The sequence below is a fragment of the Bradyrhizobium dasycarpum genome, assembly GCF_042019905.1.
In the GTDB taxonomy this organism is placed as follows: domain Bacteria; phylum Pseudomonadota; class Alphaproteobacteria; order Rhizobiales; family Xanthobacteraceae; genus Bradyrhizobium; species Bradyrhizobium japonicum_B.
Window position 1 is genome coordinate 3,387,926 of record NZ_CP169574.1, and the last position, 26,284, is coordinate 3,414,209.

Genomic DNA, 26,284 nt, shown 5'->3' on the forward strand with positions numbered 1-26,284 from the left:
GGCCTCACACGTCGAAGAACACCGTCTCCTCCGGCCCCTGCAGATTGATCGTGAAGGAATATACGACCTTGCCGCCACGCTCACCGCGCTTTGCGATCAGGGTCGAGCGCCGGGACGGCTGTTCGATCAGGTTGAGCACGGGGTCGGCGGCGTTGGCGGCTTCCTCGTCCGAGAAATAGAGCCGCGTGTTGAGGCCGATATTGATGCCGCGCGCGACGATCCAGACATTGACATGCGGCGCGCATGTCCGGCCCGCTTTGTCGACGATCGCGCCCGGCTTGATGGTCTCGAACGTCACGAGGCCGCTCTCGAAGTCGGAGCCGGCGCGGCCCCAGCCGCGAAACTCCTCATCCGGCGCGCCGGCCGAACGATCGGCCGGATGGTTGTAACGGCCGCTGGCATTGGCCTGCCAGATCTCCAGCAGCACGTCGCGCAGCGGCGTGCCGGTGCCGTCGAGCACCTTGCCTTCCAGCGTGATGCGCTCGCCCTGCGTATTCGGCGTTGTCAGGACGTTCGAGAAGTTCTTCTCGAAGATGTCGAAGCCGGCCATCGCCGGGATCAGGCCGATATGGACGTAGGGCCCGGCCGTCTGCGAGGCGGTTTCCTTGAGATAGTTGAGCGGCTGCGGCATGATTGGATTTCCTGGCTCAGTTCCCCGCGGTGCGATTTTCAAAATAGGTGGAGCGCTGGCCGCGCAGCACGATGTCGAAGCGGTAGGCGAGTGAGTCGAACGGCGTCGAGGCGTTGAGGTCGAGCGGTGCGACCAGGCGGTCGAGCGCATCCTTGTCCGGTATCGTCGTCAGGATCGGGCAGATCGGGATCAGGGGATCGCCCTCGAAATACATCTGCGTGATCAGCCGCTGCGCGAAGCCTGAGCCGAACACGGAGAAATGGATGTGGGCGGGACGCCAGGAGTTGACGTAGTTGCGCCAGGGATAGGGCCCCGGCTTCACGGTGCGGAAGTAGTAGTAACCGGAGTCGTCGGTCAGCGCGCGGCCGCAGCCGCCGAAATTCGGGTCGATCGGCGCCAGATACGTGTCCTTCTTGTGCCGGTAGCGGCCGCCAGCATTGGCCTGCCAGAACTCGACCAACGTGTTCGGTACGCCGCGGCCGGTCTCGTCCACCACGCGGCCGTGGACGACGATGCGCTCGCCGATTGGATCGCCGTCCTTGGCGTAGTTGCGGATCAGGTCGTTGTCGAGCGGACCGAGATCGTTGTGGCCGAACACCGGACCCGTGATCTCCGAGATCGAGCCCTCCAGCGACAGCAGCGCCTGCCGGGGCGAGCGCAGCACCGAGGATTTGTAGCCCGGCGCATGCGCCGGCGGATGGATGGAACGGTCGCGCTGGAAGAAACCACCGTCGCCGAGCGGCGGCGTCAGGGGCTCGGGACGGTTGAGGCGGGCATCCCGCAAGGCTGGCGCCTGGGCATTCATCGTGTCTCTCCCTGGGGCGCCCGGTCCGGACGCGCGGCTTGTCGGGAGATCATGACCCGGTCTATTCCCCAGATAAATAGATCGATTATAATATATTGCATGAAAGAAATCGATCATTTGGCGCTCGACGGCCACGCGCTCGAACTGTTCCTCGCCGTGCTGGAGGAGGGATCGGTCACCGCGGCGGCAACCCGGCTCGGCCTGACGCAATCTGCGGTCAGCCACGGCCTGAACAAGCTGCGGCGGATCGCAGGCGATCCGCTGTTCGCGAAATCCGGCCGCGGCATCGTCGCCACCGCGCATGCCCAGGCGCTCGCCGCCAAGGCCCGGGCGCTGATCGACGAAATGCGGAGCTTTGCCGGTGGCGTCACGTTCGAGCCGGCCCGTGCGCAGCTTTCGCTGACGATCGCCGCCAATGACTTCCAACGCGATTTGCTGCTGCCGCGGTTCTTCGCTCATGTCGCCGCACAGGTGAAGGACCTGAGCCTGCGCGTGATCCCTTCGCAGTCGCCCTCGCCCGCGATGCTGCGCGAAAACCGCTGCGACGTCCTGATCACGCCGCTGCCGCCGTCCGGTATCGATATCGTGCAGAAGCGCCTCTTGAGCGATCATTACGTCTGCTACTTCGATCCCAGGATGCGCACCGCGCCGGCCGGCCGCGGCGCCTATCTCGCGGCGCGCCACATCACGGTCGTCTATACCGACAATGAGCGGCTCGACTTCGACCGACGGCTGGCGGCCAACGGCCTTCACCGTGACATCGCGATCTCGGTGCCGAGCTTCTCCGGCGTGCCGTCGTTCCTGCGCGGCTCGCAGATGCTGGCGAGCATGCCGAGCCTGCTGGCGTCCGGGATCATGCGCGATTTCGCGCACACGCGGATTCCGCTGGCGTCCCGCACGCGGACGCTGGCGGAACTGCCGATGTTCATGGTCTGGCACCAGCGCTATCAGAAGGACCCGGCCCATCGCTGGGTCAGGAACCAGCTTCGAGACCGTGGCAGCGACGGCCGCCAAGGCGTGATCAAGGCGTGATAACGATACCGTCTTTCGGAAGACCAGCTCTGGCCAATTCCACTGGTTGCGCGCGGGCCGCCACGCTAGAATTCGCCCATGACAGTGACCGACATTGCGAGCCGGACCTACAATCACAGCTGGCGGCTGGATCCCATCATCCGCAGCCTGCTTGATACCGACTTCTACAAGCTATTGATGTTACAAATGATTCGGGAGACCTACCCGAGTCAGCAGGTGACCTTCTCGGTCATCAACCGCTCGCGCCACGTGCGGCTCGCCGAAATCATCGACGAGAGCGAGCTGCGCGCCCAGCTCGATCATGCCCGCACCATCCGCTTCACCAAAAAGGAGCTGATCTGGCTCGCCGGTAACACCTTCTACGGCAAGACTCACATGTTCTCGGCGGACTTCATCCGCTGGCTGGCCGAATTCCGCCTCCCCGAATACGAGCTGCGCAAGGTCGAGGGCCAGTACGAGCTGCATTTTCATGGACCGTGGACCCACACCACGATGTGGGAGATTCCGGCGCTCGCCATCCTCAACGAGCTGCGCTCCCGTGCGGCGATCAAGGGCCGCGGCCGCTTCGAGCTCGACGTGCTCTATGCCCGCGCCAAGGCCAAGCTCTGGACCAAGGTGGAGCGTCTTCGCAAGCTGGAAAACCTGCGCCTGTCCGACTTCGGCACAAGGCGCCGTCACGGCTTCCTCTGGCAGCGCTGGTGCGTCGAGGCGGTGAAGGAAGGCCTGGGCTCGTCCTTCATCGGGACGTCCAACGTGCTGCTGGCGATGGACAACGACCTCGAGGCGATCGGCACCAATGCGCATGAGCTGCCGATGGTCGCGGCGGCGCTCGCCAAGGACGACGAGGAATTGCGCTGGGCGCCCTATCGCGTCCTCGACCAGTGGCGCCAGACCTATGGCGGCAACCTCCTGATCGCACTGCCCGATGCCTTCGGCACCAAGGCCTTCCTGCGCGATGCGCCGGAATGGGTCGCCGACTGGACCGGCTTCCGGCCCGACAGCGCGCCGCCGATCCAGGCCGGCGAGGAAATCATCGCCTGGTGGGAGAAGAAGGGCCGCAACCCCAAGGACAAGCTGCTCGTTTTCTCCGACGCGATGGATGTCGGCTCGATCGAGGAGACCTATCATCACTTTGCCGGCCGGGTGCGGCTCTCCTTCGGATGGGGCACCAACCTCACCAATGATTTCGTCGGCTGCACGCCGGACGGCTCGTTCAATCTCGATCCGATCTCGCTGGTCTGCAAGGTGTCGTCGGTCGACGGCCGTCCTGCCGTCAAGCTCTCCGACAATCCGGAGAAGGCGACCGGCATACCCTCGGAGATCGAGCGGTACCTGCGCGTGTTCGGCGACGCCGGCCGCGTGCGCAAGCCGGTGCTGGTCTAGCCCGGGGCACGTCCGTCCTCGCCCAAGCAGGGCGCACACGACGAATGCGACCAGTCGGTCGGGCGATTTGACGGCATTTGACGCAATCTGCTGGCGATCATTTCACGACGCCTTCACCCTGCGACGCAGTCCTTCGCACCTTTCAGGCCGAGTTAAGCAACCATCGCTTCTACTTCGCATTGCAGGCGCGGCGCTCCGTTAGGGGCATTGCGCGATTCGGGGAACGCCAGGGTGTTTCGCAGAACAGCGACGTCGATGAAGAGGCGCAGCTTCCTACACGTCGTCAAGCTTGTCTCGCCTTTCGTGATGGTCGTCGTGCTCCAGGCGGCGATCGCGGGATTCAGCCTGGAGGTGATGTCGTCGGTCCGCGCCTATGTCGCAGGCGAAGCATTTTGGTCGCGTTCGCAGAAGAACGCCGTCTATTTCCTCAATCTCTATCTGCATTCCGGCGAGGCCAGCCAGTTCACGCAGTACCAGGCCTCGCTCGCCGTCCCCATCGGCGACGAGTTCGCGCGCTGGGCACTCGAGCGCGATCCGGTCGACGTCGAGGCGGCCCGCATCGGCTTCCTGCAAGGCGGCAACCATCCCGATGACGTCCCGGGATTGATCTGGCTGTTTCGCTACTTCAACCGCGTCAGCTTCCTGCAGGAAGCGATCCAGGAGTGGAGAGCCACCGATCCCATGCTGCTGGAGCTGAGCGTCTTCGGCGAGGTCATTCGGTCCGAGTGGCAGAACGGTCCTCTTCAGGACGCAAGCCGGGTGCAAGCCCTATCGTCGCGGCTCTCCGAGCTCAATTCCCAGTTCACCGTGCATGCCAAGCGGTTCTCGGCCGTCCTCGGCGAAGGCTCCCGCGCCATCAAGCTGACGCTGACCGGCATCAACATCGTCACCGCCGCCGTGCTCGCCCTGCTCCTGATCTGGCACACCAGACGATTGGTGCTGCAACGACAGGCGTTCGAGAACGCGTTGCATGCCGAGAAGGAACGTCTGGCCTTCCAGGCTTCGCACGACTGGCTGACCGGCCTGTCGAACCGCCGCGCCTTCGAGGCGCGACTGCAGGGCGAGTTGGACGTTGCGGCAGCGGGTTCGCTCAGCCTGATCCTGCTCGACCTCGACCAGTTCAAGAATGTCAACGACAGCTGTGGGCATCTTGCCGGCGATCGCCTGCTCTGCCAGGTCGCGCGTCTGCTGCAACAGGATCGGCGTCCGCACGATTTGGTGGCGCGCCTGGGCGGCGACGAATTCGGCCTGATCCTGGCGCAGTGCTCGCCTTACGACGCGGTCGATACCGCCGAACGGCTGCGGCGATCGATCGAGCTGTTCACCTTCGCCTGGGACGATCGCTGCTTTGCGGTGACCGCCAGCATCGGCGTCGCCTGCATCGCCGACAGGACCACCACGCTCGAGGACGCGATGCGACGCGCGGATGCCGCCTGTTATCGCGCCAAGGAGAAGGGACGCAACCGGGTCCAGGTCGACGGCGGCAGACCCGACGTCGTGCTCGTTGCAGCCCGGCCGCGCGAGGCTGCACGGGCCTGAGGCCCAAGCCTCGTTGACCTGCATCGTTCACCGCAAAGGCAGAATGCCAAGGCCGGCGAGATGCACGTCGATGAACTGCTCGACCTGCTGGCGCAGCATCTGGGGCGGCACGGCCACCATGCGCTCCTCGAGACCGAGCGAGATGATGCCGTGCACGGCGGAGAACAGCGTGCGCGACAGCAGCGCGATCTTCACGTCATCCGCATCCGGCAGCAGCCGCACCAGGGGTTGATGCATCAGCGCGAAGGCGTCCATCACCATCTGCAGGATGTCGTCGGGATAGGGGCGGTCATCCTCCATCCGGTGCTCGAACAGCGAGCGCAGCAGTTGGCGTGCTCGGCAAAGAAGTCGAGATAGGTTGCGGCGAGTCCGTAGAGCTGGCGCACGGGGTCATCGGCGGGAACCCCGCGAAGCCGGGCCGTGAGGGCCTGCACGGTCTCCCGATTGACGGTCAGGATCACGCCGTCGAAGTCGCCGAACTCGTTGTAGACGCTGCCGACGGAACAGCCGGCGGCCTCCGCAACGTCCCGAACCTTTAGCGATCTCAAGCCTTTAGTTGCGATAATGCCGCGCGCGATCTCCAGGATCTGGAGCCGCCGCCGATTTTTTTTCCGGTCTCGCAGCGATTCTTCTTGAACATTGTTCATTTTCAAGCTACTCATGTGAACATTGTTCAATTTAACCAGGAGACCTGCAAAATGCAAACCCTCGCTGTTGATATCGCCGCCACCTTCCTCGATGACGCCGCCGCTCTCGTGACCGGCTTTGGCCGAGCCCTGCTGCGGTTCGCCATGGCGCCGATCAATCGCATCGCCAACGCCTGCGACGTCGCCGGCGTGCTCGCCGAACGTCGGACCGCCTTCCGGATGTGGCGCGCCAGCCGCGACCGTGCGCGTTCCGAAGGACGCAGGTTTAGCGTTCTCGGCCGCTTCTCGCCCTTTCGCCACCTCTCCCATCTCACCTGAGGCGAATGCAGTCGTGCCCCTCAAGTTCGGCCCGAATCCCGGACTGGTTGCAACGAAGGACTCACCATGACCGGACATTCGCGGTCGATCTCGCTTACCTCCGTGATGCGGTTCAGGTTTTCTCATCGCCTGGACCCTATCCGGGTCAGCGCGGCTCGTCCGCCGGAGGCGACGCGGCCGCGACCAGATAGTTGCGAACCTAACGAGAGCATTTGGAGACCAACAGGATCGGAAGGACGGACGGGACAGAGCAGGCAGGCAACTTCGTCCCCTGCACTCGTCGTCCCCATACGCTTCCGGTCGTGACGCCTCACCGGTAACAACCTCAGGCTGCCTTTCCAAGACAGGACTAGTCATGATCAGGGAATTGATGTCGTCACGCCGCTTTGCGCCGCTGTTCTGGGCGCAATTCTTCTCGGCGCTCAATGACAACGTGCTCAAGAACGCACTCGTCATCATTCTGCTTTACAGCGCCGCAACCGGCCACGGCGATGCGCTGGTGACGGTGGCCGGCGCCGTCTTCATCTTTCCCTATTTCATCCTGTCCGGGCTCGGCGGCCAGCTCGCCGACAAATACGTCAAATCCGTCGTCGCAAGGCGGCTCAAATTCGTCGAGATCTTCGCAGCCTGCTTTGCCGCCGCCGGCTTCTTCCTGCATTCGGTGCCGCTGCTGTTCGCAGCGCTGGCGCTGTTCGGCACCATCGCCGCGCTGTTCGGTCCCGTGAAATACGCCATGCTGCCGGACCAGCTCGAGCTCGGCGAGCTCGCGACCGGCAACGCGCTGGTCGAAGGCGCGACCTTCATGGCGATCCTGCTCGGCACCGTCGCCGGCGGCCAGTTCGTGGCCGGCTCCGCGCATATGGGCTGGGTCGCATCCGCCGTGGTCGCGCTGGCCCTGCTGTCATGGGCGTTCGCCGCCCGCATTCCGCAGACGACGCCCTCCGCGCCCGACCTGCCCGTCGATGCCAATCCCTGGACCTCGACGCTCAGCCTGCTCAGGACCTTGCACGCCGACCATCGCTTGTGGGACGGCACCGTGATCGTGTCCTGGTTCTGGCTGGTCGGCGCCATCGTGCTGTCGCTGCTGCCCGCGCTGGTCAAGGATGTCGTCGGCGGCACCGAAGGCGTGGTGACTTTGTGCCTTGCCATCTTCGCGATCGGCATCGCCATCGGGTCGCTGTTTGCCGCAAGCCTCAGCCACGTCCGCCCGAACCTCGCGCTGGTGCCGATCGGCGCCATCATCATGGGCTTTGCCGGCCTCGATCTGGCCTGGGCCATCGGCGTGACCGCCAAGGGGCACGAGATCACCGCGTTTGGCTTCGCGACCTCGTTCGCCGGCCTGCGCATGCTGGCCGACTTCATCGCCTTCGCGTTCGGCGGCGGCCTGTTCGTCGTTCCATCCTTCGCCGCGGTCCAGGCCTGGTCGGCAGCATCCGAGCGCGCCCGCATCATCGCCGCCGGCAACGTGCTGCAGGCGGCCTTCATGGTGGTCGGCTCGCTGTTCGTCGCGCTGCTGCAGGCGGCCGGCCTCCGTATCGGCTGGATCTTCTTCGGCCTCGGCCTCGCCAGCTTCGGCGCGGTCTGGTTCGTGATGACCAAGTGGGGCAAGGAAGGCGTGCGCGATGCTGGCGGCCTCTTGTTCCGCGCGCTGTTCCGCACCGAGGTGCGCGGGCTGGAAAACCTGCCGCCTCCGGGCACGCGCATGCTGATCGCGCCCAACCATGTCAGCCTGATCGACGGCCCGCTGCTGCACGCCGTGCTGCCGATCGACGCCAGCTTCGCGGTCGACACCGGCATCGCCAAGGCGTGGTGGGCCAAGCCGTTTCTGCGCGTCGTCAAGCACTACACCATGGACCCGACCAAGCCGCTGGCCGCGCGCGACCTGATCAAGCTCGTTGCCGCGGGCGAGCCCGTGGTGATCTTCCCGGAAGGCCGCATCACCGTCTCCGGGTCGCTGATGAAGGTCTATGACGGCACCGCGATGATCGCGGACAAGGCCGACGCCGTGGTCGTGCCGGTTCGCATCGAAGGCGCGCAGCGTTCATATCTCAGCTATCTCACCAGCAGCCAGATCAAGCGGTCGTGGTTTCCGCGCGTGACGGTCACCATCCTGCCGCCGGTCAAGCTCCCGGTCGATGAAACGCTCAAGGGCAAGGCGCGCCGCAATGCCGCCGGCGCCGCGCTCCAGGACGTGATGATCGACGCCCTGGTCAAGAACGCCATGCTCGATCACTCGCTGTTCGAGGCGCTCGGACACGCCTATCGCGACCGCGACACCGGCAAGGTCATCATCGAGGATGCGCTCGGCACCAAGCTGACCTATCGCAAGCTGATCCTCGGCGCGCAGGTGCTGAGCCGCAAGCTGGAGAACGGCACCAACGTCGGCGAGAATGTCGGCGTGCTGCTGCCGAATTCGGCCGGCGTCGCCGTCGTCTTCATGGCGCTGCAAAACAGCGGCCGGGTGCCGGCGATGCTCAACTTTTCGGCCGGCCCGGTCAACGTGCTCGCCGCCATGAAGGCCGCGCAGGTCAGGACCGTGCTGACGTCGAAGGCCTTCATCGAGAAGGGCAAGCTCGACAAGCTGATGACCGCGATCTCCGCGGAGGCGCGCGTGGTCTATCTCGAGGACGTCCGCGCTTCGATCGGCGCGGCCGACAAGATCAAGGGCCTGCTCGCCGGCACCAAGCCGCGCGTTGTCCGCCAGGCCAACGATCCCGCCGTGGTGCTGTTCACCTCGGGCTCGGAAGGCACGCCCAAGGGCGTCGTGCTGTCCCACCGCAACATCCTCGCCAACGCGGCGCAGGCGCTGGCGCGGGTCGATGCCAATGCCAACGACAAGGTGTTCAACGTGCTGCCGGTGTTCCACTCGTTCGGGCTCACGGGCGGAATGATGATGCCGATGCTGGCGGGCATTCCGATCTACATGTATCCCTCGCCGCTGCATTATCGCATCGTGCCCGAGCTGATCTACCAGACAGGCGCCACCATCCTGTTCGGCACCGACACGTTCCTCACCGGCTACGCCCGCTCGGCGCACGCTTACGACTTCCGCACCCTGCGCCTCGTGATCGCCGGCGCCGAAGCGGTCAAGGACCGCACGCGCCAGGTGTTCATGGAGCGCTACGGCATCCGCATCCTCGAAGGCTACGGCGTCACCGAGACGGCGCCGGTGCTGGCGATGAACACGCCGATGGCCAACCGTCCCGGCACCGTCGGCCGTCTGTCGCCGCTGATGGAAAGCCGGCTCGATCCTGTCCCCGGCATCGAGGAAGGCGGCCGCCTCTCGGTGCGTGGTCCCAACGTGATGCTCGGCTATTTGCGGGCCGAAAATCCCGGCGTGCTCGAAACGCTGCCTGAGGGCTGGCACGACACCGGCGACATCGTTTCGATCGACGCCGCCGGCTTCATCACCATCAAGGGCCGCGCCAAGCGCTTTGCCAAGATCGCGGGCGAGATGGTCTCGCTGTCCGCGGTCGAAGCCATCGCGGCGGCGCTGTGGCCGCAGGCCGCATCGGTCGCAGTGTCGATCCCCGATCCGCGCAAGGGCGAGCGCATCGTGCTGCTGACGACGGAGAAGAATGCCGAGCGCAGCGCAATGCAGACCCAGGCCAAGGCGATCGGCGCGTCCGAGCTGACCGTGCCCGCGGCGATCATGGTGGTCGACAAGGTGCCGCTGCTCGGCACCGGCAAGACCGACTACGTCACCGCGACGACGATGGCGCGCGAGCAGGCGTCGGCGCCGGAGCGCGAGGTGGCGTAGGAGAGATGCAGAAGGCGGCTCGAACGGGGCGGCGTGGCACTCGTCACGCCGCCGTCCGCCGCTCCTGCGCGTAGCGCACCAAGGCGGCAAAGCGATAGATGCCGTGCACGAACTTGCCGTAGGGCATGGTGATGAAGAGGGCGAACACCGCGCCGAGATGCAGCGCGAGCAGCGGCCCCATCGCGGCGGTCTCGCGCAGGACGAGCAGCAGCATGCCCGTGAGGCCGGTCAGGAACAGCATGGCGATGAAGCCGACATCCATGCCGTAGTTGAACTCGTCGAGCAGCGCCGGATCGCGCCGCATCTTGGCCGCGAACAGACCGATCGGGCCGATGATCAGCCCGATGCCGCCCAGCGTGCCCAGCACGACGGGCAAGTCCCACCACGGATACGGCGCCTCGCGGCCGAGCAGATAGTGATACAGCGTCGCCACCGACGTCGCGGCGAAGCACAGGATGAAGCCGTAGAAGGTCAGGTGGTGATACAGCTTGCGCCGGTCGGTCGGCTTGTCGTCCTCGTTGTAGCAGCCGACGCCGCCGCCATGGAGATAGCGCAACTCGCCGGCATCGCGGATCGCCTGGAAGATCGAACCGGCTTCGGCGCGGCCGCCGATCGCAGGACCGATGTCGCGCCAGAAGGCGCGCACGCTCATGACCAGCGCGAGAACGGCATAGAGGAATGCGGCGCCGAACAGGGCGACCATCGCATTGTGTGGCATCAGCTTGTAGAAGGCGCCGGGACCGGTGTGCACGCCGAACAGCACGCTGCGATCGTTGAGGGCGGCAAAGCCAAGGATGAACGCAGCCATGCTGAGCGCAGCGATGACGCTGATGACGAGACCGTTGCGCGCGAACGCACCGGACAGCGCCTGAGGCCAGGCATAGGCCGCGTAGGATTCCGCGCGCGCGACCGCCAGCGTCTTGGGGACATTGACGTTGAATTCGTGTGGCGGCGAGAACTGGCAATCGACGTAGCAGGCGCCGCAGGAATGGCAGAGATTGGCGAGATAGTTGAGGTCGCCGTCGGAGAAAGCGCGGCGCATCTCCATCGCGGGAAACACCGCGCACAGGCCCTCGCAATAGCGACAGGAATTGCAGACCGTCATCAGACGGTCCGCTTCGTCCAGAATCCTAGTTCCGTGCATGTTTTGCCGCTTCCCGTCCCGCGATCCGTCCGAACACGCTGCCGATGGTCATGCCCATGCCGGCGGCATAGCCTTTGCCGAGCACGTTGCCGGCCATGATCTCCCCGGCCGCGAACATGTTGGCCGACGGCTTGCCGCCCTTCATCAGCATCCGCGCCTCCTTGTTCACGCGCGTGCCGAGATAGGTGAAGGTGATGCCGGGCCGCACCGGATAAGCGAGAAAAGGCGGCGTTTCGATCTTGCGCGCCCAATGTGTCTTGGGTGGCGTGATGCCCTCGGTCACGCAATCGTCCAGAATCGTGTGGTCGAACGTGCCGGGCCGCACCGCGGCGTTGAACTCGGTGATGGTCTTCTCCAGCGCGGCCGGATCGAGCTCGAGCTTGGCGGCGAGCTCGGCCACCGTCTGCCCGGCGATCGGCGGGAACAGCGTCGGCATGAAGCTGGTGACGACGGTGGAATCGAAGATGATGTAGGCGATCTGGTCGGGCTGCGCCGCCACCAGCCGGCCCCAGATCGCGTAGCGTTTCGGCCAAATGTCCTCGCCCTCGTCGTAGAAGCGCTGCGCGTGCTTGTTGACGACGATGCCGAACACGACCGAGTCGTGCCGCGTGATGATGCCGCCGTCGAATTTGGGCGCGCGGGCATCGATCGCGACCGCATGGCACTGGGTGGGATCGCCGACCTCCTGCACGCCCTTGTCGAGCAGCATCTTCAGGATCGCGCCGCGATTATAGGGCGTGCCGCGGATCAGGAAATTGTCGGCGGCCTCGCCCCAATATTGCTTCAGCCATTCGATGTTGGCCTCGAACCCGCCGGCGGCGGCGACCAGCGAGGTGGCGCGGATCTCGGTCTCGCCTCTGACCGGCCGCTTGAGGCGTGCGGCGAGGAACATGCCGTCCTCGATCACGAGGTCGGTGACCTCGGCATCGTATTCGACGTCGACGCCGAGCCGCTCGGCGGTCAGATATAGCGCGTTCAGCATCGCGCGGCCGCCGCCGAGGAAGAACGAATTGGTGCGGCCGAGGCTCAGCGTGCCGCCGAGCGAAGGCTGCCAGCGCACGCCCTGCTGCACGATCCAGTCCAGGATGTCCTTGGACTCCCGGATCATGTGGCGCGCCAGCGCCTCGTCGGTCTGCCCGCCGGTGACGCGCAGCAGGTCTTCCCAGAATTCCTCCTCGGTGTAGGGGCCGGTCAGGATCTCGGTGGCGGCATCATGGGCGCAGCGCATGTTGCGGGTGTGGCGGGTGTTGCCGCCGCGATAGAATTTTGGCGCTCCCTCCAGCACCAGCACCGACGCGCCGCCGCGCCGCGCGCTGATCGCTGCACACAGCGCCGCGTTGCCGCCGCCGATCACCAGCACGTCATACTTGCTGCCCATCCCGTTGTCCCGCCATTGCGTACTTTTGTATACAAAGATATACATCGACGGCGCAAGCGGCATCTCCGCATGGAGAGAATGCGTCGCGCGCTGCGAGGACATCATGGCCAGACGCCCGGCAAAGGCAGGCGGAACGATTTTGCGGGGCAGCGGCGTAGCGCTGGGTGAAGCCGTGTTCCGCTCGCTCTGCGCGGCGCTTCAGGCCGGCAGCTACCGTGCCGGCGACCGCCTGCGCGAGGAGGAAGTCGCACAACGGCTCAAGGTCAGTCGCACGCCGGTTCGCGAGGCGCTGGGCCGGCTCGCCGCACGCGGCTTCGTCGAGCCCGCCGCCGGCCGCGGGCTGATCGTGCGCAATCTCGACATCTCGGAGGTGCTCGAGCTCTACGCCATGCGCGAGATCATGGAGGGTGCCGCCGCGCGCCTCGCCGCCGAGCATGCCTCGACGCCGGAGATCGAAGCACTCAGAGACATCGAGCAGGCCTTCGTCGAGGCGTCCACGGCCGACGCCGCCGAGATGGCGCGGCTGAACCGCGCCTTCCACGAGGCGATCTGCCGCGCCGCGCGGAACCGCTATCTCGACAACGCCTCGCGGGAATTGCAGGACTGGATCGCCCTGCTCGGCCCGACCACCTTCACCGTATCGGGGCGCCCCTCGACCAGCCACGACGAGCACCAGGCCATGATCGTGGCGATCGCCGCGCGCGACGGCGACAAGGCGGAAAAGCTGGCGCGCGCGCATATCCGGGAAGCGCTGCGCTGCCGGCTGAAATTGTTGCAGAAACAATAGGCGGCCTAGCGCCTCGCCCGGCGCGCGGGACGCGCGTCTTCAGACGAAGCCGATAAAGCACTGTCGAGCAGCTCGGTCGGGCCACCCAGCGCGCGCGTCAGGCGGGCGGCGGCTTTCAGCAACAACGACGTCATCGCCTTGATATTGTCCCGCGTGAAGCGCGGCTTCGGCCCCGAGAGCGACAGGGCGCCGACGCATTTGCCACCGGGGCCGAACACCGGGCACGCAAGCCCGGCGCAATCGGGATCGCGCTCGCCAAAAGACAAGGCGATGCAGCTCTCGCGGATCGTGTCATAGCTCTCGCCTTTTTCATCGTCGAAAGCCAGGATGACCCGTCCGGCCGCGCCGCGATCCAGCGGCAGCAGCATGCCGGCCTCGACCCGGTCGAGCGTCGAATGCTGGGAGTCGACGCGGAAGACGCAGAGCCGGCGCTTGGCATCATGCCGCACGTGATAGGAAGGGCTTTCGGTGCCGTCCGCCACGAGCTGGCGCAGGATCGGCATCACGCGATCATACAGGTTGTTGCCGCGCTGATAGATCGCGCCGAGCCGGAAGGGCGTCGGCCCGAGATGGTAGCGGCCGTCGGCGAGCTGCAGGAGATAGCCGAACTCCTGTAACGAGGCCATCAGCCGCAAGAGCGTGCTCTTGTACATGCCGGTGCGCCGGGCGAGCTCGGCCAGCGTCATCGGCTCCGGCGCATCCTCGAAGGCCGCAAGGATGGTCAGGGCGCGGTCGACGGCGGCGACACCGGGCATGCAGGCTCCTAGTCCGGGAATCCAGAGGGATCGATGAGCTTGGCGATGACGGGAAAGTACGCATCGCCCATGCCCTTGTCGATCGTCTCCTGGAAGATCGTGCGCATCAGCGCCGCGCCGCGCAGGTCCAGCCCGGCCTGTGCGCCCAGCTCCAGCGCGTAGGAGAGATCCTTCATCGCATACTCGGTCGAGAAGGCCCGCAGCGGGAATTCCTCGGCGACGATCGCCTTCATGCCATGATTGCGCAAGGCAAAACTGTCCGCAGACCCCTTGGACAGCGTTTCAAGCAGCAGCTTCGGCTCGACGCCGCTGTGCTTGGCGATCGCGACGGCTTCCGCCAGCGCATTGACCGTCTCGAACAGCACCATGTTGTTGAGGATCTTCGTGACCTGCCCGGCCCCGGTGCCGCCGCAGAGGGTGACGTCCGTGGCGAAATGGCGGATCAGCGGCTCGACCCGGCCAAAGTGCTCGGGCGTGGCGCCGACCATGACGCTGAGCGTGCCGTCCTGCGCGGCCTGACGTGTGCGCGCGATAGGCGCGTCGATCCAGAGCGCGCCTTTGTCAGCCAGCTGCTTGGCGAATGATCGCGTCTGGCCGACATCGGAGGTGCCGAGATCGATCACGGTCTGTCCGCTTCTGATGGTCGGCAAGATGCCTTCGAAGACCGACATCACATGCTTGGCGCTGGGCAGGCACAGGAAGATCGTCCCGGCGCCGGCGGCGACGTCCTCGACCGACTTTGCCGCCTTCGCTCCGTCGGCCGCGATCCGCGCCAACGGCTCTGCGGCGAGGTCGAACGCCAGCACCGGCCGGCCGCTCTTGCGCAACAGGTTGCGGCAGATCGGCTCGCCCATGACGCCAAGACCGACGAATCCAATCGAACCAGACATTCCGTTCTTCTCCCTCGAACCGTTGTGACCGGGCGGCTGCGGGCCGCCCGGTCACGTCGTTACTTCACCAGCGGGCAGCCGCCTTCGCTCATCGGTCGGAACACCTCTTCGCCCGGCTTGGAGCTGACGACCCGGTAATAGTCGAACTTGTACTTGGATTCTTCCGGCTTCTTCACCTGGACCAGATGCATGGTGTGCAGCACGCGCCCGTCGGGGCGGATCGCAACATCCTTGTTGTACATATCATTGACTTTCAACTCGTGCATCTTGGCGGCAACGGCCGTCGCGTCCGTGGTGCCCGCCGCCTTCACGGCGGCAAGGTAGTGGTGAACGCCGCTATAGACTCCGGCCTGGACCATGCTGGCGACCTTGCCGTCCATCAGAGCGGCATAGCGCTTCGACCAGGCCCGGGTCTGCTCGTTGAGGTCCCAATAGAACGAGGTCGTCACCTGCAAACCCTGGGTGACCTTGAGGCCGAGCGAGTTCACGTCCGTGATGAAAACGAGCAGGCCAGCGAGCTTCTGGCCACCCTCGACGATGCCGAATTCACCCGCCTGCTTGATCGCGGTCTGCACGTCGGCACCCGACGTCGCCAGGCCCACCACGTCGGCCTTGGATCCCTGCGCCTGCAGCAGAAAGGACGCGAAGTCGGCGGTTCCGAGCGGGTGCGCGGCCGAGCCGATCACTTTGCCGCCCGCCGCCTCGATGAACTTGGTCGCGTCGCGCTGCAGCGCGTGACCGAAGGCGTAGTCGGCCGTCACGAAATACCACGTCTTGCCGCCGGCCCGTGTGATCGCATCGCTGGTGAGCTTGGACAGCGCATAGGTGTCGTAGTTGAAATGGAAGCTGACCGGCGAGCACGCTTTTCCCGTGAAATCGGAGGAGCCGGGGCCCGAGATGACGAAAATCTTGTTCTTCTGCTTGGCAACTTCGAGGATGGCAAAGCCGGCCGAGGAGGCCGCGCCGTCCGCGATCATGTCGACACCTTCATTGTCGAACCATTTGCGCGCGGTGGCCGATGCGATATCCGGCTTGTTCTGATGATCGGCCGAAACGATCTCGATCTTCTTGCCGAGCAGCTCGTTGCCGAAATCCTCTGCGGCGAGCTTTGCGGCGGCAACCGAACCCCGCCCGCCATTGTCGGCGAATACGCCGGACTGGTCGTTGAGCACGCCGATCCTGATCACATTGTCGGCTGCAAATGCGGTGCTCGCTTGTGCGGCCAGAATTGCCGCCATGATCCAACGCAACTTCATAAGATAAGCCTCCCGTTTACGAATTTTGCTTGTTGAGGATGTCTTGCAGCACCGGCGCGATGTAGCGCCGGAACTGTTCCGGATTTTCACTCATCGGAAAATGGCCGAGCCGCTCCATCACGGTCGCCTTCGCGCCGGGAATGCCGGCGGCGGTGCGCAGCGTGTCTTCCGGCGTGCAGGAGAAGTCGTATTCGCCGGTGAGGAGATAAAGCGGGCACTGGTTGACGTCGATGTCAGCGGTGCGGCCGCGCAGATCGCCGTCAACGCGATAGAAATAAAGATCGCCCTTGAAGATGCCGGGGCCGCCCTGCTTGTAGCCCCACAGCGTTTCGTTGCGCGAGGCTTCCGGGCCGTTGGGCGCGATCAGCCCGGACACCAGCGCGGCGCAGACCTCCCCACCATGAACATCGGGCCGGTTCAGCCAAGCCGTGTCGTACCAGGGCTGCTGGAAGTCCGCAGCCTCGAGCCCGATCAGGGCGCGAAACTCGCGCGCGTGCTCGATGGCGAGATTGAGCACGATGCGGCCGCCGATCGAGCAGCCCATCACCACCGGGCGCTCCAACTTCAGCGCGTTGCAGAACGCGCGGATGGTCGCGGTGTAGCTTGCGGTGGTCAGTCGGTACTCGGTGCCATACTGGCTGTCGGGCGGATTGGACTTGCCGTGCCAAGGCATGTCGAAGGCGACGATGCGGAAATGTCTGGTGAGCTCGGGATCGGTCAGCAAATGCCGCCATTGCCGCGCGTCAGAACCGGCGGTGTGGAGGCAGACCAAGGGAATGCCGCTGCCGTTCTCCTCGAAATAGATGCGGTTGGTCTCTCCGTTGATTTCAACGTGCACGTAGCGCCCGACGATCGGCTCGATGAAGCCGTTCATGACGCGCCTCCAAAACCGTTCTGTCGGGGCAGCGCCAGGAGATCCTTGAAGTACTGAAGATGAGTCATGAAGGGATGCAGATCCCCTTCAAGGGTCGCCTGTCCCCGCTTGGTCAGCGCGAGCAGATCATGCCAGCCGGCTGGTGGCATCTGCTGCCAATGGGCGGCAAGCGCAGCCGGCGTCGCACGGTAGGCGAACCGCCAGGAGCGCATCAGGACGGGTGCCGGCGTCATGTCCACGATCTGCCCGGCGCGGATGGCAACGTGAAAGGGCTGGGTGGTCGGGCCGAGCAGGCAGTCGACGTCGAGCCAGCGTCCACGGAAGGTCAGAGCGGCATCGCGCGCCAGCAAGTCCGGGATCATCTCGAAGGCGGCGGTGACGGCATCGGGCGCGAACGGCACCGGTGGATCGGTGTCGGGAAACAGATTGGATTGCATCGCCTCACCTCCCTCGTTCTATTGTGCAGAACGTCATTCTATTCTACTCAGATCTATACAGAGCTTCCGCCCGAACTCAAGTGGTGGGGTGCTCAGGAAGCCGCATGCCGTCGCGAGTGGCTTGAATAGGAGTGCATTGTCCCAGGAGTTGGCGGCTCGGGATCAGGCCTCGAAAACGCGCGCGAGCAGCCAATAGCTGCCAAGCAGGCAGATCACCGCGGACAGCGCGTAAACCAGCGCCGGCGCCCTCACCGCTTCGAACCGATCTTCAACACCGGGTCGATCGGCCAGACGGAGGATCGGCAATGCGATCGCGACGATCGCGACCTGTCCGATCTCGACGCCGATGTTGAAAGCTGCCAGCGCGGGCAGGACTGCGTTCGATGGCAGCCCGACCTCGCGAAGCACGCCGGCGAAGCCGAAGCCGTGTATCAAGCCGAACAGGAAAGCCACGCGCCAGCGCCTGTCGACGTCGCGCGAGAAGAAGTTCTCCACGGCGACGAAGACGATTGAAGCCGCGATTGCGGGCTCCACGACGCGGCTCGGGATGACGAGGACATCCAGCGCGGCCAGTGACAAGGTGATCGAATGGGCGATGGTGAAGGCCGTCACGATCTTGACGACGGGAACGAGCCGTCTCGCCCACAGCACCACGGCGACCAGAAATGCGACGTGATCGTAGCCGAGGAAGATGTGTTCGATGCCCGTGAACAGATAACGCTGCAGGGTCGACGATAGCGACGGCGGCGCTGTTGAAAGCGTGATTGTCGTATGGCCGGCGTCGAGCAAGGCCTGTGCCTCCGACCGGCCCTGCGCAATCAGGACGATTTGACGCGCGGCCGGATCCTTCTCGGTCAGCACCGTCGAGCGATAGACGATGTCGCCGGCGGCGTCAGCGCAGACAAATCCGTTGCGATAGAGAATGCCGTCGCCGTCGGCCAGGATCGCCGCATCTCGGGCCACACAGGGCTTGGCACCGCCCGTGACAGCCAGGTGCGTGCTTATATAGGCGAGGATGGCGGACTTGGCTGCTTCGACCGCGGCGGGATCGACCGCGTCTTGTCTGGGGTCATAGGTCCGCATGCCGATCAGGCGATCGACATCGCTGCCCTTCAATCCGAGTTCGACGCTGACTGTGCGATCGGCGTCCAGCGCCACGCGCGCCGTGACAAGGTTGACCTGATGCGCCTCAGCCGGAAGACCGATGCCAAGCAGCACCGCGAGCCACGGCAGAAGCAGCCGCCTCATGACCCCGCTCCATCCTGCTCACGCCAGTACATCCGCAACGACCGCCTTGAGGACATCCCGCACATCGGCTGGCTTCAATCGCACCTGCAAGCCGCGCTGGCCGCCATTGAGATAGACCAGCTCCTGCGCGAGCGCACTCTGCTCGACCACCGTACGCACCGCCTTGCGCTGTCCGAACGGGCTGATGCCACCGACCTTGTAGCCGGTGACGCGCTCCGCCTCGGGCGGCTTCATCATCTGCGCCGACTTCCCGCTTGCCGCAGCGGCGAGCTTCTTCATCGAGACTTCCCGGTCCGACGGCACGACCACGCAGACCGGCTTGCCGTCGACCTGCGCCATCAGCGTCTTGAGCACGCGCGCGGGATCCTCGCCGAGCGCGGCGGCCGCCTGCAGCCCGATGCTCTCGGCGTCAGGATCGTAGTCGTAGGCGTGGACGGTGAAGGCAACACCGGCGGCTGCGAGTGCGCGTGTGGCGGGGGTGACCTTGGACATGGGCCATATCTACCACCGTCATTGCGAGGAGCGAAGCGACGGGGGGGATGGGGTATAATTGCCCGCCACAAGCTGTCGTCCCCGCATGCGCGGGGACGACAGTCGGATTTGGCGGCGCTAGGCTGCCAAACCCGACAAGAACGTCCTACTCCGCCGCGTCCCGCAGCTCCACGCGCTCGGCCCTGGCCGCACAGAACTTGAACTCCGGGATCTTGCCGAACGGATCGAGCGCGGGGTTGGTGAGCAGGTTCGCCGCCGCTTCCGCGTAGCAGAACGGCATGAACACCATGTTCTCCGGCACGTCGCGATCGGAGCGCACCTTGACCTCGACGGCGCCGCGGCGGGTCTCCAGCCGAATGAAATCGCCGGGCGCAAGCTGCTTCCTGCGCATGTCCTTCGGTGACATGAAGGCGACCGCCTCCGGCTCGATCTGGTCGAGCACCTGGGCGCGGCGGGTCATCGAGCCGGTGTGCCAGTGCTCCAGCACGCGGCCGGTCGAGAGCACCATGGGATATTCGGCGTCGGGAATCTCGTCCGGCGGGATCACCTTGGCCGGCACGATCTTGCCGCGGCCGCTCGCAGTCGGGAAGCCCGTGGTGAAGATGATCTCGTTGCCGGGCTTGTCGGGCGCATCGACCGGATAGGTCACCGCGCCTTCGCGCACCAGCCGCTCCCAGGTGATGTTCTTCAGCGACGGCATCAGCTCCGCCATCTCGGTGAAGACCTCGCCGGGACCGGAATAATTCCACGGCAGGCCCATGCGCTTGCCGATCTCCTGGATGATCCAGAGATCCTGCCGCGCATCGCCCGGCGGCTTGATCACCTGACGGGCGAGCTGCACGCGGCGATCGGTGTTGGTGAAGGAGCCGTCCTTCTCCGCAAAGGCCGAGGCCGGCAGGATCACGTCGGCGTGGAACGCGGTCTCGGTGACGAAGAGGTCCTGCACCACGAGATGATCGAGCATAGCGAGCGCGTGGCGCGCATGCTGCAGATCAGGATCCGACATCGCGGGGTTCTCGCCCTCGATATACATGCCCTTGATCTCGCCGGCATGGATCGCGTTCATGATCTCGACCACGGTCAGGCCGCGCACGGGATCGAGATCCTGTTGCCAGAGCTTCTCGAAACTGCTGCGCAGATCGTCGCGACCCACCGGCTGATAATCCGGCAGGAACATCGGGATCAGGCCGGCGTCGGAGGCGCCCTGCACGTTGTTCTGGCCGCGCAGCGGATGCAGGCCGGTGCCGGGACGGCCGACCTGGCCGGTGATCAGCGCCAGCGCGATCAGGCAGCGTGCATTGTCGGTGCCGTGCACATGCTGACTGATGCCCATGCCCCAGAAGATGATCGACGACTTCGCCCGCGCATAGGTCCGCGCCACCTCGCGCAGCGTCTGCGCCGGGATGCCGCAGATCGCTTCCATCTTCTCCGGCGTGAACTCCTTGATCTTCTCCTTGAGGTCCTCGAAGCCCTCGGTGTAGCCGGCGATGTACTGGTCGTCGGTGAGGCCTTCGGTGATGATCGTGTTGATCATCGCGTTCAGCATGGCGACGTCGGAGCCGGGCTTGAACTGCAGATGCTTGGTCGCGTGGCGCGACAGCGTCTGCCGGCGCGGATCCATCACGAACAGCTTGGCGCCGTTCTGCTTGACCGCGTTCTTGATGAAGGTCGCGGCGACCGGATGGTTCACGGTCGGGTTGGCGCCGATCACGATGATGACCTCGGCATCCATCGCCGCCGCAAACGGCGCCGACACCGCGCCCGAGCTCAGGCCTTCGAACAGCGCCGCCACCGAGGAGGCGTGGCACAAACGGGTGCAGTGGTCGACATTGTTCGAGCCGAAGCCGGTGCGCACCAGCTTCTGGAACAGATAGGCCTCTTCGTTCGAGCCCTTGGCCGAACCGAAGCCAGCCAGCGCCTTCACGCCCTTCTCGTCGCGGATCTTGACGAGGCCCTTGGCGGCGATGTCGAGCGCTTCCTCCCAGCTCGCCTCGCGGAAATGGGTGAAGGGATTGGCCGGATCAACCTGGTCGTTGGCATCCTTCTTCGCATTGGGCAGCCGCACCAGCGGCTTGGTCAGGCGATGCGGATGGTGGATGTAGTCGAAGCCGAAGCGGCCCTTGACGCAGAGACGGTTGTGATTGGCAGGGCCGTCGCGGCCTTCCGCATAGATCACCTTCTCGTCCTTGACCTCGTAGGTGACCTGGCAGCCGACGCCGCAGAACGGACAGAGCGAGTCCACCTTCTTGTCGGCATAGGTGACGCGGGTCTGCTTCTCATCTAGCATCACGGCCGGCATCAAGGCGCCGGTCGGGCAGGCCTGCACGCATTCGCCGCAGGCGACGCAGGTGGACTCGCCCATGGGATCGTCGAAGTCGAACACGATCTTGGAATCGTGATTACGATAGGCCATGCCGATGACGTCGTTGACCTGGACCTCGCGGCACGCGCGCACACAGGCCGCACTGGATGCAGGCATCGAGGTTGACGCGCATCGCCGGATGGCTGGCGTCGGTCGCCCAGCGCTCGGCAGCGGGGAAGCGGCTCTCGGTCACGCCCGTGGTCTCGGCCCAGTGCCAGAACTTCGACTCCGGATCGTGGCTGGTCTCGCGCGCCGGCTGGTCGGCGACGAGCAGCTCCATCACCATCTTCTGCGCGGACACCGCCCGCGCGCTCTCGGTCTTCACCTTCATGCCGACCGACGGCGTGCGCTTGCAGGACGCCGCCAGCACGCGCTCGCCCTCGATCTCGACCATGCAGGCGCGGCAATTGCCGTCGGGACGATAGTCGGGCGCCGGCGAATAGCACAGATGGGGAATGTCGCGGCCTTGGCGCTTGGCCACCTGCCAGATGGTCTCGCCGGGTTTGGCCTCGACCTGCTTGCCGTCGAGCTCGAACGTAATCTTGGTCATTCGGCCGCTTCCTTGAACTCGTCAGGGAAATATTTGATCACTGAGGACAGCGGATTCGATGCCGCCTGTCCGAGCCCGCAGATCGAGGCGTCGCGCATCGCCTGGCTCAATTCTTCCAGCAACGCGCGGTTCCAGACCGGCTTCTGCATCAGCAGCGCCGCCTTCTGGGTTCCGACGCGGCACGGCGTGCACTGGCCGCAGCTCTCGTCCTCGAAGAACTTCATCAGGTTCAGCGCCGCCGCGCGCACGCTGTCCCTTTGCGACAGGATCACGATCGCGGCCGAGCCGATGAAGCAGCCGTATTTCTCCAGCGTGCCGAAATCGAGCGGGATGTCGTCCATCGACGCCGGCAGAATGCCGCCGGACGCACCGCCCGGCAGATAGGCATAAAATTGATGGCCGTCGGCCATGCCGCCGCAATATTCGGCGATCAGCTCGCGCACGGTGATGCCGGCGGGCGCGAGCTTCATGCCGGGCTTCTTGACCCGCCCCGAGACCGAGAAGCTGCGCAGGCCGTGCCGCTCGTGGCGGCCATGGCCCTTCCACCAGTCGGCGCCCTTCTCGACGATGTCGCGCACCCACCACAGCGTCTCGATGTTGTTGATCAGCGTCGGCAGGCCGAACAGGCCGACCTGGAACGGGTAAGGCGGCTTGTGCCGGGGCAGGCCGCGCTTGCCTTCGATGCTCTCGAGCAGCGAGGATTCCTCGCCGCAGATATAGGCGCCGGCGCCGCGGCGCATGTGCAGCGTCGGGCCGCCCGGCGGCAGCTTTGCGATCTCGCGTTCCAGGATCTCGCGCGAGGCTGGATATTCGTCGCGCAGATAGATGTAGACGTCGGAGGCCTGCACCACATGCGCGCCGATCAGCATGCCTTCGATGAAGCGATGCGGATCGGTTTCGAGGTAATAGCGGTCCTTGAACGTGCCGGGCTCGCCCTCGTCGCCGTTGATCGCCATCAGCCGCGGACCGGGTTCGCCCAGCACGGCGCGCCATTTGCGTCCCGTCGGGAAGCCGGCGCCGCCGAGCCCGCGCAGCGAGGCGTCGTCGAGCGACTTCAACAGATCGTCCGTCGACAGTTCCCCCGAGCGCAGCCGGCCCAGCAGCTTGTAGCCGCCGCCGGCGACATAGGCGTCGTAACCGACATAGTCGGGCAGATGGGCGTGGGTGTCGCCGCCTTTCGCGGCGGCCATCACGCTCGTTACCGTCGCATGATCGACGAAGTTGTGACCGACTTCCGCAGCGGGCGCGGTATCGCAGCGCCCGACGCAGGGCGCGCGCACGACGCGGATGCCGGGACCTGACGCGCTCTGCAAATCCTCGAGCAGCTTCTCGCCGCCGAGCATCGCGCAGGTCAGGGAGTCGCAAACGCGGATCGTCAGCGGCGCAATGTCAGGCTCGCCCTCCTTCACCACGTCGAAATGGGCATAGAACGTCGCCGTCTCGAACACTTCGGCGAAGGCGAGCTTCATCTCGTCGGCAAGCGCAGCCAGATGCGCAGCCGAGATCTGGTGATATTTGTCCTGAATCAGGTGCAGATATTCGATCAGGAGATCGCGCCGCCGCGGCCGGTCGCCAAGCAGCTGCTCGATCTCGTGCGCGGCGGTCGGATCGACCTGGCGCCCCTTGGGCGTGGCCTTGGCGCGCCGGCGTCCCTCACCGGGATGCTCGAACGGGCGGACCTCATGCACGTCGTGGCTCATCGATTCGTCTCGATCTCGTCTTCAGAACAGGTTCAGTTCTAGCTCTTGGCATGCCAGATGCCAAGAAAATTATCATGCTCGCCGAGGCAGTTAACAGAAGTCCAAGAGCCAGCCTGGATCGCTGCTGCCCGGACAAGGCCTTGCGTTCATCCAACGCGCCAATCGATTGAACGAAGCCTGAATTGGTCCGGAGATCAATAAAGGCTTCCCATGCTGCGATAGCGAAGTCGTATCGGGCTTCTGGCTCCGAGGCTCGAGGTGCCCCCTTCACATGAAATGAACTGCGGGAGCGCGCAGGCCGCGCTCCCGCTCGCGATGATGTGCGATCAGAAGATCTTCACCGCGCTCTCCAGCGTCTTCCAGACGCCCCAGGCCAGCGGCACGCCGACAAAGGCCCAGAACATTGCGGCACGGGCGTCCAGACCGCCCTTGCCGATGCCGAACGAGCCGTGCTGGATCGACGCCGCGCTCTTGGCACTCGCCGCCTGCAATCTGGCGACCTCCTCCTGGCTCATGTTCCACTTCGGATCGACCGGCTTGATCATGTAGTTGCAGATCAGACCGGCGATCAGCATGGCGCAGAGAATGTACATGGTCGTGTTGTAGAGCTGATCGCGTGGCACGCCGGCAGCGAGCTGGAACTCGCGGATGTAGTTGACCACCACGGGGCCGATGATTCCGGCCGTGGACCAGGCCGTCAGCAGCCGGCCATGGATGGCACCGACGAACTGGGTTCCGAACATGTCGGCCAGATAGGCCGGCACCGTGGCGAAGCCGCCGCCGTACATCGACAGGATGATGCCGAAGCCGAGCACGAACAGCAATTTCGAGCCCATCGCCGCGAAGGTCGGCGCCAGCGCGTAGAGCACGATGCCGAGGATGAAGAACGTGTAGTAGGTGTTCTTGCGGCCCATGAGGTCGGACATCGAGGCCCAGAAGAAGCGGCCGCCGATATTGAACAGTGACAGCAGACCGGCAAAGCCGGCGGCGATCGCTGCGATCGCAGCCTTCTGTTCACCCGAAAGCTGGCTGAAGCTCAGCTCCGGATGCCCGATCAGCTTGCCGGCGAAGATTTCCTGGAGCATGGGCGAGGCCATGCCGATCACGCCGATGCCGGCCGAGACGTTCAGGCAGAGCACCCACCAGATCAACCAGAATTGCGGCGTCTTGTGCGCGTTGTTGAGATGCACATGGTGCTCGGTGATCATCGACTTCTTCTCGCTCGGCGGCGTCCAACCGTCCGGCTGCCAGCCGGGCGGCGTCACCCGATACGAAAAGGCGCCGATCGTCATGAAGACGAAATAGATCACCCCCATCACGACGAAGGTCTGCCAGACGCCGACGTCGCTCGCGCTCTTGAAGTAATTGATCAGGAGATTGGCGAGCGGCGCGCCGATCATCGCACCACCGCCGAAGCCCATGATGGCCATGCCCGTCGCCATGCCGCGGCGATCGGGGAACCATTTGATCAGCGTCGACACCGGCGAGATGTAGCCGAGACCAAGCCCGATGCCGCCGATGACGCCGGCCCCGAGCCACATGATCCAGAGCTGATGGACATAGATTCCGAAAGCGCCGACCAACAGGCCGCCGCCCCAGCACAGCGCCGCAACGAAGCCGGCCTTGCGCGGGCCGGCACGCTCGAGCCAGCCGCCCCAGATCGCGGCGGAGACGCCGAGCAGCACGAAGAACAGCGTGTACATCCAGCCGAGGCTCGCGACCTTCCAGTCGCAGGTGGTGGTGAACAGCTCCTGCCACAGCGAGATGTCGGCGCAGGCCTTGCTCTGCGAGATGCCGATCGCGCGCGACAGCGGCAGCCAGAACACCGAGAAGCCGTAGGCCATGCCGATGCAGAGATGGATGCACAATGCGGCCGGCGGCACCAGCCAGCGATTGAAACCGGCCTTCGCGATCGTGCGTTCACGATCGAGCAAGCCGGGAGCACCAACCGGTGCATAGACGGTATCGGCAGTCGTCATAAGCATTTCCTCCCAAGCGCGGCCTTTGCGGGCACATCGGTATGAGACCGGTCATGTGCCGGGCTTGGCGGGCCCGCATGACCGATCGGATTTCATGCCGAAGTGGAATCGTCTGGCGCGCATCGCCTCATGTGCGCCGAGCAAGCAACTGGTCGCGGGCGATGTCTCTTCGCTTCGCAAGCAGTGTTGCAGCGACGGCGATCGCGCCCTCGTCCCCCCTCAACACCCTGTCTTGAGATGAGCAACGCGCGTGCCAGAAATCACATCGTGATGATTCAACGACTTCCCGCAGCGCAATGTGCCGCGGCAGACAGAAT

17 protein-coding genes and 3 pseudogenes are annotated in these 26,284 nt (G+C 65.1%); 5 read left to right on the forward strand and 15 right to left on the reverse strand.

The window, feature by feature from the left end; translation table 11 throughout:
- Window positions 1–4: 4 nt before the first annotated feature.
- Together pcaG and pcaH are read right to left on the reverse strand one after the other, a co-directional pair.
- Window positions 5–631 carry a protocatechuate 3,4-dioxygenase subunit alpha gene (gene pcaG / locus ACETMP_RS16370; RefSeq protein WP_257178036.1) on the reverse strand — a complete coding sequence of 209 codons (627 nt, stop codon included), beginning with the start codon at window positions 629–631 and terminating at the stop codon, window positions 5–7.
- Window positions 632–647: 16 nt separating this feature from the next.
- Window positions 648–1,436: a protocatechuate 3,4-dioxygenase subunit beta gene (gene pcaH / locus ACETMP_RS16375; RefSeq protein ID WP_028134684.1), complete on the reverse strand. Its 789-nt coding sequence runs from the start codon at window positions 1,434–1,436 to the stop codon at window positions 648–650.
- Between the two features lie 99 nt (window positions 1,437–1,535).
- On the opposite strand from pcaH, the pseudogene ACETMP_RS16380 reads away from it, so the two are divergent.
- The 3 genes and pseudogenes from ACETMP_RS16380 to ACETMP_RS16390 all read left to right on the forward strand — a co-directional run bounded on the left by ACETMP_RS16380 (window position 1,536) and on the right by ACETMP_RS16390 (window position 5,390).
- A pseudogene (locus tag ACETMP_RS16380) lies at window positions 1,536–2,457 on the forward strand (LysR family transcriptional regulator).
- Window positions 2,458–2,546: 89 nt separating this feature from the next.
- Complete coding sequence (gene pncB, locus ACETMP_RS16385) at window positions 2,547–3,851, forward strand: nicotinate phosphoribosyltransferase (RefSeq protein WP_375161741.1); 1,305 nt, start codon at window positions 2,547–2,549, stop codon at window positions 3,849–3,851.
- A 231-nt stretch (window positions 3,852–4,082) separates the two neighbouring features.
- Window positions 4,083–5,390 carry a GGDEF domain-containing protein gene (locus ACETMP_RS16390; RefSeq protein ID WP_375161742.1) on the forward strand — a complete coding sequence of 436 codons (1,308 nt, stop codon included), beginning with the start codon at window positions 4,083–4,085 and terminating at the stop codon, window positions 5,388–5,390.
- Between the two features lie 27 nt (window positions 5,391–5,417).
- Here ACETMP_RS16390 and ACETMP_RS16395 read toward each other — a convergent pair.
- A pseudogene (locus ACETMP_RS16395) lies at window positions 5,418–6,037 on the reverse strand (TetR/AcrR family transcriptional regulator).
- Window positions 6,038–6,710: 673 nt separating this feature from the next.
- On the opposite strand from ACETMP_RS16395, the gene ACETMP_RS16400 reads away from it, so the two are divergent.
- Window positions 6,711–10,115 (forward strand): acyl-[ACP]--phospholipid O-acyltransferase, encoded by a 3,405-nt coding sequence (locus tag ACETMP_RS16400; RefSeq protein ID WP_375161743.1) that lies wholly within the window; start codon window positions 6,711–6,713, stop codon window positions 10,113–10,115.
- A 43-nt stretch (window positions 10,116–10,158) separates the two neighbouring features.
- Here the strand turns inward: ACETMP_RS16400 and tcuB are convergent, their stop codons facing one another.
- Both tcuB and tcuA read right to left on the reverse strand, forming a co-directional pair.
- Complete coding sequence (tcuB, locus tag ACETMP_RS16405; RefSeq protein ID WP_375161744.1) at window positions 10,159–11,259, reverse strand: tricarballylate utilization 4Fe-4S protein TcuB; 1,101 nt, start codon at window positions 11,257–11,259, stop codon at window positions 10,159–10,161.
- Complete coding sequence (gene tcuA, locus ACETMP_RS16410) at window positions 11,246–12,637, reverse strand: FAD-dependent tricarballylate dehydrogenase TcuA (RefSeq protein WP_375161745.1); 1,392 nt, start codon at window positions 12,635–12,637, stop codon at window positions 11,246–11,248. The genes tcuB and tcuA overlap by 14 nt, the downstream gene beginning before the upstream one ends.
- 103 nt (window positions 12,638–12,740) lie before the next feature.
- Between tcuA and ACETMP_RS16415 the strand changes: the two genes are divergently transcribed.
- The gene (locus ACETMP_RS16415) at window positions 12,741–13,424 is read left to right on the forward strand and encodes a GntR family transcriptional regulator (RefSeq protein ID WP_375161746.1); all 684 of its coding nucleotides are present in this window, start codon (window positions 12,741–12,743) and stop codon (window positions 13,422–13,424) included.
- Window positions 13,425–13,429: 5 nt separating this feature from the next.
- Here the strand turns inward: ACETMP_RS16415 and ACETMP_RS16420 are convergent, their stop codons facing one another.
- The 10 genes and pseudogenes from ACETMP_RS16420 to ACETMP_RS16465 form a co-directional block, all read right to left on the reverse strand.
- A complete protein-coding gene (locus ACETMP_RS16420) occupies window positions 13,430–14,179 on the reverse strand; it encodes an IclR family transcriptional regulator (RefSeq protein ID WP_375161747.1) in 750 nt (249 codons plus the stop codon).
- A gap of 8 nt (window positions 14,180–14,187) precedes the next feature.
- On the reverse strand, window positions 14,188–15,069 hold the full coding sequence (locus ACETMP_RS16425; RefSeq protein WP_375161748.1) for an NAD(P)-dependent oxidoreductase: 882 nt from the start codon (window positions 15,067–15,069) through the stop codon (window positions 14,188–14,190).
- Between the two features lie 59 nt (window positions 15,070–15,128).
- Window positions 15,129–16,325: an ABC transporter substrate-binding protein gene (locus ACETMP_RS16430; RefSeq protein ID WP_375161749.1), complete on the reverse strand. Its 1,197-nt coding sequence runs from the start codon at window positions 16,323–16,325 to the stop codon at window positions 15,129–15,131.
- 16 nt (window positions 16,326–16,341) lie between these two features.
- Entirely contained in the window at window positions 16,342–17,199 is an 858-nt protein-coding gene (locus tag ACETMP_RS16435; RefSeq protein ID WP_375161750.1) for an alpha/beta fold hydrolase, read from the reverse strand.
- A complete protein-coding gene (locus ACETMP_RS16440; RefSeq protein ID WP_375161751.1) occupies window positions 17,196–17,636 on the reverse strand; it encodes a hypothetical protein in 441 nt (146 codons plus the stop codon). Before ACETMP_RS16440 ends, ACETMP_RS16435 begins: the two co-directional genes overlap by 4 nt.
- Before the next feature lie 162 nt (window positions 17,637–17,798).
- Window positions 17,799–18,884: a HupE/UreJ family protein gene (locus tag ACETMP_RS16445; protein ID WP_375161752.1), complete on the reverse strand. Its 1,086-nt coding sequence runs from the start codon at window positions 18,882–18,884 to the stop codon at window positions 17,799–17,801.
- An 18-nt stretch (window positions 18,885–18,902) separates the two neighbouring features.
- Window positions 18,903–19,376 carry a Cys-tRNA(Pro) deacylase gene (gene ybaK / locus ACETMP_RS16450; protein WP_375161753.1) on the reverse strand — a complete coding sequence of 158 codons (474 nt, stop codon included), beginning with the start codon at window positions 19,374–19,376 and terminating at the stop codon, window positions 18,903–18,905.
- A 145-nt stretch (window positions 19,377–19,521) separates the two neighbouring features.
- Window positions 19,522–22,288 (reverse strand): annotated as a pseudogene (gene fdhF, locus ACETMP_RS16455) (formate dehydrogenase subunit alpha).
- Window positions 22,285–23,988 carry an NADH-ubiquinone oxidoreductase-F iron-sulfur binding region domain-containing protein gene (locus ACETMP_RS16460; RefSeq protein ID WP_375161754.1) on the reverse strand — a complete coding sequence of 568 codons (1,704 nt, stop codon included), beginning with the start codon at window positions 23,986–23,988 and terminating at the stop codon, window positions 22,285–22,287. The pseudogene fdhF and the gene ACETMP_RS16460 overlap by 4 nt, the downstream one beginning before the upstream one ends.
- Window positions 23,989–24,314: 326 nt before the next feature.
- Window positions 24,315–25,967, reverse strand: a complete 1,653-nt coding sequence (locus ACETMP_RS16465) for an OFA family MFS transporter (RefSeq protein ID WP_028134667.1) — start codon at window positions 25,965–25,967, stop codon at window positions 24,315–24,317.
- Window positions 25,968–26,284 lie beyond the last annotated feature (317 nt).

Bases quoted from the DNA above. Each gene is read 5' to 3' on its own strand.
- pcaG (WP_257178036.1), bottom strand. From the start codon at position 631: ATGCCGCAGCCGCTCAACTATCTCAAGGAAACCGCCTCGCAGACGGCC.
- pcaH (WP_028134684.1), bottom strand. From the start codon at position 1,436: ATGAATGCCCAGGCGCCAGCCTTGCGGGATGCCCGCCTCAACCGTCCC.
- pncB (WP_375161741.1), top strand. From the start codon at position 2,547: ATGACAGTGACCGACATTGCGAGCCGGACCTACAATCACAGCTGGCGG.
- ACETMP_RS16400 (WP_375161743.1), top strand. From the start codon at position 6,711: ATGATCAGGGAATTGATGTCGTCACGCCGCTTTGCGCCGCTGTTCTGG.
- tcuB (WP_375161744.1), bottom strand. From the start codon at position 11,259: ATGCACGGAACTAGGATTCTGGACGAAGCGGACCGTCTGATGACGGTC.
- tcuA (WP_375161745.1), bottom strand. From the start codon at position 12,637: ATGGGCAGCAAGTATGACGTGCTGGTGATCGGCGGCGGCAACGCGGCG.
- ACETMP_RS16415 (WP_375161746.1), top strand. From the start codon at position 12,741: ATGGCCAGACGCCCGGCAAAGGCAGGCGGAACGATTTTGCGGGGCAGC.
- ACETMP_RS16420 (WP_375161747.1), bottom strand. From the start codon at position 14,179: ATGCCCGGTGTCGCCGCCGTCGACCGCGCCCTGACCATCCTTGCGGCC.
- ACETMP_RS16425 (WP_375161748.1), bottom strand. From the start codon at position 15,069: ATGTCTGGTTCGATTGGATTCGTCGGTCTTGGCGTCATGGGCGAGCCG.
- ACETMP_RS16430 (WP_375161749.1), bottom strand. From the start codon at position 16,325: ATGAAGTTGCGTTGGATCATGGCGGCAATTCTGGCCGCACAAGCGAGC.
- ACETMP_RS16435 (WP_375161750.1), bottom strand. From the start codon at position 17,199: ATGAACGGCTTCATCGAGCCGATCGTCGGGCGCTACGTGCACGTTGAA.
- ACETMP_RS16440 (WP_375161751.1), bottom strand. From the start codon at position 17,636: ATGCAATCCAATCTGTTTCCCGACACCGATCCACCGGTGCCGTTCGCG.
- ACETMP_RS16445 (WP_375161752.1), bottom strand. From the start codon at position 18,884: ATGAGGCGGCTGCTTCTGCCGTGGCTCGCGGTGCTGCTTGGCATCGGT.
- ybaK (WP_375161753.1), bottom strand. From the start codon at position 19,376: ATGTCCAAGGTCACCCCCGCCACACGCGCACTCGCAGCCGCCGGTGTT.
- ACETMP_RS16460 (WP_375161754.1), bottom strand. From the start codon at position 23,988: ATGAGCCACGACGTGCATGAGGTCCGCCCGTTCGAGCATCCCGGTGAG.
- ACETMP_RS16465 (WP_028134667.1), bottom strand. From the start codon at position 25,967: ATGACGACTGCCGATACCGTCTATGCACCGGTTGGTGCTCCCGGCTTG.